General features: G+C 61.6%; 10 protein-coding genes and 1 pseudogene. 9 read left to right on the top strand and 2 right to left on the bottom strand.

The window, feature by feature from the left end:
- The first annotated feature begins 186 nt into the window (after positions 1 to 186).
- From B2G88_RS19395 to B2G88_RS02220, 6 genes and pseudogenes are all read left to right on the top strand, one after another.
- Entirely contained in the window at positions 187 to 372 is a 186-nt protein-coding gene (locus B2G88_RS19395; RefSeq protein ID WP_176393162.1) for a hypothetical protein, read from the top strand.
- A 50-nt stretch (positions 373 to 422) separates the two neighbouring features.
- A pseudogene (locus B2G88_RS19845) lies at positions 423 to 650 on the top strand (IS5/IS1182 family transposase); the annotation flags it as partial.
- Between the two features lie 118 nt (positions 651 to 768).
- The gene (gene cofD / locus B2G88_RS02235) at positions 769 to 1,761 is read left to right on the top strand and encodes a 2-phospho-L-lactate transferase (RefSeq protein ID WP_087713855.1); all 993 of its coding nucleotides are present in this window, start codon (positions 769 to 771) and stop codon (positions 1,759 to 1,761) included.
- The gene (locus B2G88_RS02230) at positions 1,761 to 2,507 is read left to right on the top strand and encodes a tRNA-dihydrouridine synthase (RefSeq protein WP_087713854.1); all 747 of its coding nucleotides are present in this window, start codon (positions 1,761 to 1,763) and stop codon (positions 2,505 to 2,507) included. The genes cofD and B2G88_RS02230 overlap by 1 nt, the downstream gene beginning before the upstream one ends.
- Before the next feature lie 74 nt (positions 2,508 to 2,581).
- The gene (locus tag B2G88_RS02225; protein ID WP_054862213.1) at positions 2,582 to 2,953 is read left to right on the top strand and encodes a cupin domain-containing protein; all 372 of its coding nucleotides are present in this window, start codon (positions 2,582 to 2,584) and stop codon (positions 2,951 to 2,953) included.
- A gap of 116 nt (positions 2,954 to 3,069) precedes the next feature.
- Positions 3,070 to 3,393 (top strand): hypothetical protein, encoded by a 324-nt coding sequence (locus tag B2G88_RS02220; RefSeq protein WP_054862166.1) that lies wholly within the window; start codon positions 3,070 to 3,072, stop codon positions 3,391 to 3,393.
- Between the two features lie 333 nt (positions 3,394 to 3,726).
- Here B2G88_RS02220 and B2G88_RS02215 read toward each other — a convergent pair whose 3' ends face one another.
- Positions 3,727 to 5,637: a DHH family phosphoesterase gene (locus B2G88_RS02215; protein ID WP_087713853.1), complete on the bottom strand. Its 1,911-nt coding sequence runs from the start codon at positions 5,635 to 5,637 to the stop codon at positions 3,727 to 3,729.
- A gap of 133 nt (positions 5,638 to 5,770) precedes the next feature.
- Here B2G88_RS02215 and B2G88_RS02210 point away from each other — a divergent pair, with 133 nt between their 5' ends.
- The 3 genes from B2G88_RS02210 to B2G88_RS02200 all read left to right on the top strand — a co-directional run bounded on the left by B2G88_RS02210 (position 5,771) and on the right by B2G88_RS02200 (position 8,489).
- On the top strand, positions 5,771 to 6,268 hold the full coding sequence (locus B2G88_RS02210) for a Mov34/MPN/PAD-1 family protein (RefSeq protein WP_054862167.1): 498 nt from the start codon (positions 5,771 to 5,773) through the stop codon (positions 6,266 to 6,268).
- Between the two features lie 106 nt (positions 6,269 to 6,374).
- Entirely contained in the window at positions 6,375 to 6,806 is a 432-nt protein-coding gene (locus B2G88_RS02205; RefSeq protein ID WP_054862214.1) for an adenylyltransferase/cytidyltransferase family protein, read from the top strand.
- Positions 6,807 to 7,106: 300 nt separating this feature from the next.
- Complete coding sequence (locus tag B2G88_RS02200) at positions 7,107 to 8,489, top strand: YncE family protein (protein WP_087713852.1); 1,383 nt, start codon at positions 7,107 to 7,109, stop codon at positions 8,487 to 8,489.
- A 419-nt stretch (positions 8,490 to 8,908) separates the two neighbouring features.
- Here the strand turns inward: B2G88_RS02200 and ilvD are convergent, their stop codons facing one another.
- Positions 8,909 to 10,633 (bottom strand): dihydroxy-acid dehydratase, encoded by a 1,725-nt coding sequence (gene ilvD, locus B2G88_RS02195; RefSeq protein WP_054862215.1) that lies wholly within the window; start codon positions 10,631 to 10,633, stop codon positions 8,909 to 8,911.
- Between the last annotated feature and the right edge of the window lie 59 nt (positions 10,634 to 10,692).

Genomic DNA, 10,692 nt, shown 5'->3' with positions numbered 1-10,692 from the left:
CCAGGGATTCCGAAGCATGATTCCGTTCATTCTACCGGGATATAAACATCCCGCACGACAGTCGAATCGCACACCTCGAGCGCCGCGCTCTCGAGTCGCACCAACACTACCACCTACCGCAGTTGCCGATCAGAGGCGAACACAGTGCCTCGAGCCTCGCAGCCATCCCACGACCGGGCACGGGCGATGACCGACGGGGACGACCCCGACGACGCATCGGCTCTCGGAACCTGCCCGGCCTGTGGCAACCCGATGGCGATGACCGTCGTCCTCGGCCCCGGCGACGCCTACGCCACCCCCTGTGGCTGTCGAATCATCCCCGACTCGAGTCCGGCGTCCGACCCACCAGGCGCTCGCTCCGACCTCGAGTAACAGGGGGTCACTTTTTTCGACGGGACCTGTGGTGCCTCCGTCCCGAACTGATTCACCCGCTGATCAACCATCGTGAGTTCTCGTCACTGCAGAACGCGTGGAACGCTCTGTTGGATACTGAACGCGACGGCCAACGGCGTCAGAGTGAAACGGGTAACTCTCGACTCACGCGAGGAGACGGTGCGTTCGTGTCACGACGCTGGTGGAAACAGTTTCGTGAACTCGCCAGTGCGTGTCTCGTCCACCATTTCAGCACAACTGCTGAAACGCACCATTAGTCAAAGCGTTCAACAGCGGCAAATAGCGTTGTTCTCAGTCGGACACAATCGTTTCTACAGTCGCATCGAGACGAGCCAGCCAAAAACCATTAATCACCGACAGCCGAGAGTCTAGCGTATGGTAACCTTCCTCTCCGGGGGTACGGGAACGCCGAAGCTATTAGACGGTGCGGGGGCGGTATTCTCACCGGAGGAGACGACAATCGTCGCCAACACCGGCGACGACATCGAACTTGGTGGGCTGTTCGTCTCGCCGGACGTCGATACGCTGCTCTTTCAGGGTGGGGGCGTCCTCGACCGCGAGACGTGGTGGGGGATCGCCGGCGATACACACCGGACGAACTCGGCGCTGATGGATCTCGCCGCAGCCGCGGACCTGCCCGAGGGACCGCAGTATCTGCCCGACGAGAAACAGACCGCTGGCCGGCGACTCGCACGCTGGCGGCGATTCTCCGGCGTCGCCGAGTTCATGACTATTGGTGACCGCGACCGGGCTGTCCACCTCACGCGCACGAGCCTGCTCGATCAAGGCCACACGCTGGCCGAGGCGACGCGGACGCTCGCCGACGCGTTCGATCTCTCCGTCTCGCTCCTGCCGATGAGCAACGACCCCGTCGCCAGCCTCGTCCACACCGACCAGGGCATGATGCACTTTCAGGAGTACTGGGTCGGCCACCGCGGCGAGCCAACCGTCGAAACCGTTGAATTCCGCGGCTCCTCGAACGCTACACCCGCACCCGGCGTCCTCGAGGCGCTCGAGGGACCAGTCGTGATCGGGCCGTCGAATCCGGTGACGAGTATCGGACCGATGCTCGCGTTGCCGGGCTTTGCGGACGCGCTCGCGAAGACGACCGTCGTCGCGGTCTCGCCGTTTTTGGGTGAGGAAGCATTTTCGGGGCCTGCCGAGGATCTGATGAAAGCGGTCAACGCCGAACCGAATACGCACGGGCTGGCGACCGCCTACCCCTTCGCAGACGTCTTTATCGTCGACGAGGGCGACGACGTTGAGTTCGACCGACCGACCATCCAGACGGATATCACGATTGACTCGCCCGAAGACGCTACCCGCGTCGCGCGGGCCGTCCAAGAAGCAATCGACCTCGCCAGCTAATGTTCCAGCCACCGCTCGCACTCGCCAGCCTCAGCGGGGAAGCAGACGCCGACTGGGCTCGAGCGGGCGCTGACTACGCCGGTGCAGCCGTCCTCGGGGGGATCGCACTCGAGGCCGAGTCGAGAGCCGCGGCCCGCGAACTCGTTGCCCGCGACCGAACTGAGTTTCTTCCAGACGACCCGCTCGCGTTTATCGACGAGCAACTCGCCGCGCTCGCAGACGCCCCGATTCAACCGGGGTTCAACGTCCGGAGTGCGACCGCCGAGCCGATTGGCGACGCCGCTCGAGTCTGTCGTGATCGAAACGCGTTCCTCGAGATCAACGCTCATTGCCGACAGGAGGAACTGTGTGCCGTCGGCTGCGGCGAGACGCTCTTGCGGGATGGAGATCGCCTCTGTGAGTACGTCGAAGCCGCTGCCAAAACTGGTGTGACGACCGGCGTGAAAGTACGCGCAGAAGTACCCGGTGTCGACCTGCCGGAACTCGCACGGCGATTCGAGAATGCGGGCGCAACCTTCGTCCACGTCGATGCGATGGACTCCGAATCGGTGATCGACGATATCAGCGAGGCGACCGACCTGTTCGTGATCGCCAACAACGGCGTTCGCGACGACAAGACGGTCCGCGAGTACGTCGAGTACGGAGCCGACGCGGTGAGTGTCGGCCGGCCGAGTGACAATCCGGTCGTGCTCGAGCGCGTCAGCGACGCAGTGGATCGTCGCCTCGGTGCAGAAGCGAGTCCGTGAGCGACGCCACAGATCGACGAGACGGGGGAACGACCCACAAAATTATTATTTCACAGTCGGACGAGGACTGCTGCATGGGCTATCACGTCATCGACCCTGCCGATCTCGAGCCGGAACCGGACCGTCCGTCAGAGATGCGCTATATCAGCGAGGCGGCGGGCATGGAACGGATGGGACTGCGTCTCTACCGGGTCGAACCCGGCGAGGAGATTCCGCTTTCCGGGCTACATTACCACGACGAACAGGAGGAAGTGTTCTACGTTCTCGAGGGCACGCTCAGCGTCGAGACGCCCACGAAAACGTACCATGTCGAGCGAGGACAGTTCTTCGTCGCCGAACCGGAACACCCACACCGCGCGCACAACGCGCCCGATGCCGACGGCGATGCGCGCGTGCTCGGAATGGGTGCCCCGCCGCAAAGTGATGGCCACAGCGTCGAGTCCTGAGTCGAGGATCGTTCGACGGTTCCGATATCCGAACCGGCGAAACCGAATCGCCGAATCAACCGACACGAAGGAGAAAAGAAGAAAGGCCTAACCAGTCGCCCCGCCTGCATCCAGACATGTCCCTCGAGGAGCTAACCGAGGAGATGCAGGAATCGTACACTGAGTTCGACGACGAACTGACGGTCTCGCTCGACCGGGAGACTCGAAACGAACTCGCCTTGCTCGAGGCGGCGCTCGAACCTGACGAGACGGACGAACTCGTCCGCCGGGCGATCCACATGTTGTTTCAGTCGACCGTCGAGACCGGCAAACTCGATTTCCAACTTCGGTCTGGCTACGACGTAACCTACGATGAGTATCTCTCGGGTATGACCTTCGAGGAGATGACCGGCGCAGATCAGTATCCAACGATGGACGACGAGCGCCGATACCAGTTTTAATTGGTAGCACGGAACATACCAATGCGTCTATGTACCACATAAGTGTCTAAACACTATAATAGGTACGTTTACAATCGTCCAATTCCGGAATTTGCTTATGGCAATCAGTCAGTCCCCAACCGACACCGACCTTCGCTGTGGTGAATGCACCGGTCTGCTCAGAGTCCGACACGGCGTCCTCGAATGTGCTGAATGCGGCCATACGCCACGTCACGGCTCGGATTAGACACTTGTTTCGGCTGGTTCGGAGGGTAGAAAGCGCGACGTCACTGGGTGACCCTCCGACCAGCGTAATTGAGACGAAAACCAAACTAACGGACAGCGACGACCCGATCAGTCGTCAATCGGTGCCGCACTCGAGAGCGCTTCGTCGAGTTCTGCGTCTTCCATCTTCTCGACCAGCGCGTCGATCACTTCCTCGCGTTTCCCTTTCACGAACTTGATCGACCCGACGACGAGGTGGCCGCCGCCGGAGACGCCGCCGCCGGAGATTTCGGCCTCGAGTTCGGTGACCATCGTGGGGATGTCGAGTCGGACGCCGTCGGATCGGAGCACGGCGAAGTCGGGACCGTAGCCGACCGTGATGACGGGATCGCCGGTCTCCTCGATTTTTCGGTCGTGAATCTCGCCGGTCGTTTTGCCGGGTGCGGGGTAGGTGAATCGGTGCGCGTGGTTCTCCACGTCGATGCGGTAGAGATGTGCGCCGTTCTCGAGGTCTTCGTGCTCCAAGTGGGGCATTGCATCCTCGAGTTGCTCGTCGACTTCCGCGCGGGCGCGGTCGGCAAAGAACGAGACGAGTTCGTCGTGGCGGTCCTCGTCGTCGCTGCCGACCTGCAGGAGGTCCTGAATCAGGCGGTCGCCGGAGTTGTAGCGCAGCCAGAAGGCGGCGTAGTCCAGCGCTTCGCTCAGGTCCTGCAGGCGGTCCTCGTCGTAGCCTTCCTCGGCAGCTAACTCGAGGTAGTCCGTCATTGCGTCGGCTTTCGAACGGTCCGAAAGGCCGGCAACGGCGGGGACATGGCGCAGTTCGTCGGTGAGATCCGGGTAGATCATCCGCGCGAGTTCCACACAGAGCATCCCGGTCGTGATCCGGTAGTCCTCGTCGTGGAGGTACGGGTTGACGTGGGCATCGAGCAGGTCGCCAACTGCGTCGGGATCTGGGTGGTGGTGGTCGATGGCGACGATTGGGATATCGTAGTGGGCCAGCGTCTCGTAGGCCGGCACGTCCTCGGCTGTCGAGCCGTTGTCCAGCATAAGGAGGAGCGGGAGTTGCTGACCGTGTTTCTCGCGGTCCTCGAGCGCGAAGTTCAGATCGCGCGTGGCGTCTTCCATCTCGTAGAACGGCGCTTTCGCGGGCAGGCGCTTGATGAGGTGGCGCGGGGCGTTGTCGTCCTCGTGGACGTCGGCGATGAATCGCTCGAGCGCAATCTGGACGGGCACGGCAGCGCACATACCGTCGCCGTCTGCGTGGTGGCGAACGCGAATCGGACGACCTTCAAGCACTGTTCGGCGGAGTCGTTTCGCGACTTCGCGCAGGTTTGGTCGGAGTTTCTCGAACGCTGGCCAGTCGATTAGCGGCTCGACATCGTGGGGTTCTGCGCGCTCGTCGAGTGCGGCGTCGATGCGCTCACGGGCGTCTGCAGCATCCTCGCCCTCGAGTTTCGAGAGGCCGTCGACTTCAATCTGGACCGATTCGTCGCGGTGTTCTGGGGTCCCGGTGATCCGGACGACGTCGCCGACTTCGACGGTCGGATAGGCGCGAACGCCGGCTTCTTCGAACGCGGCACAGGGGACGACGCCGTCTTCGTCGGCGATGTGGAAGATCGTCGGACCGCCGGTCTGTTTGACCTGGACGATTTCGCCTTCGAGGTGGATCTGTTCGCCGACGTTGGCCTCGAGGCGGCCGGTGCCGGTCAGGGAGTACTCGTGGGAGACGGCTTCGACGGTGGCATCCTCAAGGTCGACGTCGGCGGGTTCGAACGCCATGTCACCGTTGTCACGGACACTCTCGAGTTCGACGGCGAGTTCGTCACCGACGGCGAAGGTGCCCTCGAGAACGGATTCGTGGACGAGTCCAGAGATGGATTCGGAGAGATCAACGAAGACGCCGTAATCGACGATACCGTTGATTTCGGCGAGATAAGTACGGTTACGGTCAACATCATCTGCGGTACAATCAGCATCGAGATCGTAGACGACGGAATCCCCGTCATCTGCGCCGGGTTCCCCGGCGGACGCTCGTGTCATCTTGACTCGTTGTTTGGGGGTGGCCGCGTATAACCCTTGTCAAGAAGCGGTGGCGAGAAGCCCCGAAATACGAGTCGAGTCGGGAAGCACACGCATCGGAACGTTTAGCAACCGCAAGCCCGGACGGGGAGATATGGGGCTGCTCGACGCGCTGTTTCGGTCGAACGAGATTCTCGGCATCGCCGAGGAAACCCTCGAGTTCGCCATCGAGTCTTCGGAGGCGGCTCATCCCGACGAGTACATGGGCTTTCTGCGCGGGACCGAAGCGCATCGGCTCGGACTCGAGCGGGATGGACTGGTAATCACGGATATCCTCGTGGTGCCGGGGACCGAGTCGAACAGCGTGAGCGCCACCGTCAGGACGAGTCAGATTCCAAACGACGTCAAGGCACTTGGGAGCGTCCATTCGCACCCAAACGGCGTTATCAGACCGAGCAGCGCGGATTTAGAGACATTTGGTCGGGGAAGCGTCCATATCATTATTGGCGCACCGTATCGCCGCTCCGACTGGAAAGCGTTCGATTCGGGCGGGAAACCGACGAACTTGCACGTTGTCGACGTCGATCTTCCCGATTCAGAGGAGTTTTTCGACTTTACACAGGCGGATATCGACGAGGATTTGCGAGGCTAACGATGGGATGGGATTACTCGAGGGAGGCGACGATGGGCGAACTGCACGGACAACCGACGACCAACCGTCGAGCAAGCCGAACCGCTGGCAGTGTGGGGGCGACCCGATGACCAGAACGATCATCGCCCAGGGGACGTTCGACATTCTCCACCCCGGACACGTCCACTACCTCGAGGAGGCCGCTGCGATGGGTGACGAACTGATCGTGATCGTCGCGCGCAAGGCCAACGTCGATCACAAGGAAACGCCAATCTGCCCCGGCGAACAGCGCCGCGCCGTCGTCGACGCACTCGAGGCAGTCAACCGAGCAATTCTCGGCCACGAGGAGGACATTTTCGTTCCGATTGAAGAACTCGACCCCGACGTGATCGCACTCGGCCACGACCAGCATCACGACGAGGCGGCCATCGAAGACGAACTCGAGCGCCGAGGAATCGACTGTGTCGTCGAGCGCGCAAGCGCCCGCGAGCCTGCAGCCGACGCTGAACTCTTATCGACCCGCCACATCATCGACCGCATTCTCGAGCGCCGATCCTGAGGCTCGTTCTCGTGGACGTGGTGGGTCGTCTCGAGAGTCACTGATCGCAAATCGCCCATGATAGATCATGTGTTGTCCGAACACTCCTGTGAATCGAAACATAGGAAGCGGAGATTATTGCCATATTTCCGCCCAAAAATAACCGGCGTATGCTGGGTTCTGACGAAATCAGGACTCCTGTTTCTCTCCGATATAATTTCGCGGCCATATTTTCCCCTATCTACCCAAAACCCCGAAATTTGCCACGGAGACGCCCTCAAACCCGCAACCTTTTCATGGCGCAGTCCGGACTACGTTGATATGACGATAGATCCGACGCGGCGAAAGCTACTGGCGGGAAGTGCGACTGCTGGTATTATTGCGGTCGCTGGCTGTACTAGCGGCGACGACGATCCAGACGACTCCGAGACGGACACTGACGACGATCCGGACGAGTCAGACGACGAGGAACCGATGGATGACGATGAAGGCGAAGACGAGGAAACCGAAACCGAAGACGTCGGTCACTACGAAGTCTGGGCCCTCGATCAGGGACTGGACAACGTCCACCTCTACGAGCCCGGTGAGGGCGACGACGAGTTCGACCACGTCGAAGAAATCGACCTCAACGGACTCGAGGGCGTTCCGGACGAGGGCGTCACGCCACACATGATCGACTTCAGCTCGGACTACGAGTACGCAGCCATTGCCTGTACGGCTGGTGCGCGTACGCTCGTCTTCCGAACCGAAGACCGCGAACTCGTTGGCAACGTCGAAACCGGCGCGTCCTCGCACATGGCCGTTTTCGACCCGAACGACGAGTACATCCACGTCGACGTCATCGCCGAGGAAAAAATCGTTCGCGTCGAAGCCGACCTCGAGAACGAGGAGTTCGAGTACGACGACTACATCGAACTGCCAGAAGACGAGACCGTCCAAGAGGCAGGCATCGACTCGGCAAGCCCGATCTGCCACCAGTTCGACAGTCAGGGACGTTCGATTCACACGCTCGGCCCAAGCTACCACGACGCAGGACTGGTCATCGTCGACCACGACGAGTTCGAAGTCGAACTCGCCTACTCACAGGATGAAGTCCCAACGAACTGTGGGACCATGCCACACCCAGACGAGGACAAGTTCTACCTCACCGCCGGTCTCCCATCCAACCCTGACGAGGGCGAGGACGGCGTCGGCGCATACTACGTCTACGACACTGCCGAAGACGAGATCATCGAGGAGGACGTAAGCACCGAAGGCGTCGACGCACACGGCTTCTGGTACACGCCCGACGGCGAGGAATTGTGGGTCCTGAACCGTGAGACCAACGACGGCGTCATCGTCGATCCCGAGACCGACGAGGTCATCGAAGAGATCGACGCCTACGGTGAGAATCAGTCCGACGACACGGCTGAGCGCGACGCACCCGACATCATGTGGACCTCGCCGGACGGACAGTACATGTTCGTCACCCTGCGCGGCCCAGCCCCACAGTCCGGTGACCCCCACGCCGCAACCGGCGTCACGCCCGGCTTCTCCGTCCTCGACATCGAGAGCCGAGAAATCGTCGACACCGTCGAACCGGACCCAATCGACGACTTCGGTCAGGACGACATCGACGCCGAAGCCGTCCCCGACTTCCACGGCCTCGGCGTTCGAGTCGTCGGCGACTTCGACAGCGACATCCCGAACTCGCCACCGTTCTAATCGGCTCGAGCGACCACGTTCGGATCGCGGTCTAAAAGAGAATTGTCGCATTGACTGCAGACGAGACAGCGAGGGAGCGGTCAGTTTTGGAGCACTGCTTTCGGTGGCGGTCGCAGCGTATCGACTGTATGCCCTGTCTCGACGAAGTGTTCAATCGCCTTTTCTGACGTTTCTTTTTCGGTGTACCCCTGCACCGTACTGATCTGCCACTCACACTCGAGACAGAATTTGCACATTCATTTCTTTCTTTGTGATACCGCGTCGAAAGACTCATGCAGGAAATCGAAGGCTCGCGTTGGCGTGCCATCGAGACCGATAGCTCTGAGTTGAAAACAGTCGAGTCACGGCAAAAACGCGTCTCGAGTGCGTCGTATTGTGGTACAGCAGTACCGATGCGAACGCCCGCCCGTTTGCGGGCGTCAGTCGCGTTTGAGGGCGGGATTCGTCACCGCACCGTTTTCTGCAGAGTCGAAGTCGCGGCCGAATTTCGCCAGCACGCCCGTGTCGTAGGTGGGGTCTGGCTGCTCCCACTCGTCGTGGCGCTCGGCGAGTTCGTCGTCCGAGAGGTCGACGGCAAGCGTGCGCTCTGCGATGTCAATCTCGACAACGTCGCCGTCCTCGAGGAGGCCGATTGGGCCGCCAGCGAAAGCTTCGGGCGCGACGTGGCCGATAGAGAAGCCACGCGTGGCACCCGAGAATCGACCGTCAGTGATGAGCGCAACGTCTTCGGCGTGGCCCTGGCCAGCGACGGCGCTCGTGACACCGAGCATCTCCCGCATGCCGGGACCGCCCTGTGGCCCTTCGTTGCGGATGATGAGCACGTCGCCGGACTCGACGTTGCCTTCCTGGACGTACTTCATTGCGGCTTCTTCCTCCTCGAAGACGCGGGCCGGCCCCTCGTGGCGCAACTCGTCGTCGCCGGTTACCTTGAGGACGGAGCCACCGGGTGCAAGGTTGCCCGTCAGGATACGGATCGCGCCCTGTTCGTTTTTCGGCTCGTCGACAGTGTAGAGGAAGTCCGCCTCGAGGTCCTCGATAGTCGGCACGTCCAGGGCCTCGAGTTCCTCGCCGATTGTGTTCCCGGTCACGGTCAGTGCGTCACCGTGGAGCAGGTCGGCCTCGTAGAGGGCGTTCAGGATGACCGGCACGCCACCGATTTCGTGAAGGTCGTTCATCACGCGTGTGCCGCCGGGTTGGAGGTCGGCGATCTTCGGCGTACGCTGGCTGATCTCGTCGAACTCCTCGATCTCGAGGTCGACACCGGCTTCGGCGGCCATTGCGAGCAGGTGGAGGACGGCGTTGGTCGAGCCGCCGACGGCGACCTGTAGGGCGATGGCGTTCTCGAAGGATTGCTTGCTCAGGAAGTCAGAGGGTTTGCGCCCCGCTTCGACGGCCTCGACGGCGAGTTCGCCGGCTTCGCGGGCGACCTCATAGCGAGCCTCGTCTTCTGCGGGCGGGCTGGAACTGCCAAGCGGTGCGAAGCCGAGTGCCTCCGAAATCGACGCCATCGTGTTCGCGGTGAACATCCCGCCACAGGATCCCGCGCCGGGACAGGCGTGGCGCTCCATTTCGTCGAGTTCCTCGGCGGACATGTCGCCGTCAGAGACGGCACCAACGCCCTCGAAGAGGTTCTGGACGGTGACTTCGCGCCCGTCGTGCTCGCCGGGCATGATCGAACCGCCGTAGAGGAAGACGCTGGGCAGGTCCGTTCGGATTGCGGCCATCATCATCCCGGGCATGTTCTTGTCACAGCCACCGATGGTGACCAGCCCGTCCATGCGCTCGCCGAAACTGACCAGTTCGACGGAGTCGGCGATCAGTTCGCGGGAGATAAGCGAGGCTTTCATCCCCTCAGTGCCCATCGAGATCGCATCCGAGATGGTGATCGTCCCGAACTCGATGGGCATCCCACCGGAGTCGTCGACGCCGGCAAGCGCCGACTCGGCGACATCATCGAGGTGGACGTTACACGGTGTGATGTCTGCGGCCGGGTTCGGTACGCCGATCATCGGCGAGCCGAAGTCCTCATCATCGAATCCCATCGCGCGGAACATCGCACGGTGCGGGGCCTTTTCTGCGCCCTCGGTCACCTCGCGACTGCGCAACTGCTCGTCTTTGCCGTAGTCGAACTCATCGCTGCTCATGGTCGGACCTTGCGTCGAGGCATGATAAGTCACGCCTTCTCGGACGATGGTGCCCCACA

The organism is Natronolimnobius baerhuensis, assembly GCF_002177135.1.
Taxonomy (GTDB): domain Archaea; phylum Halobacteriota; class Halobacteria; order Halobacteriales; family Natrialbaceae; genus Natronolimnobius; species Natronolimnobius baerhuensis.
The sequence above is the reverse complement of the archived record's forward strand: the minus strand, read 5'-3'. Positions and strand labels throughout refer to the sequence as shown.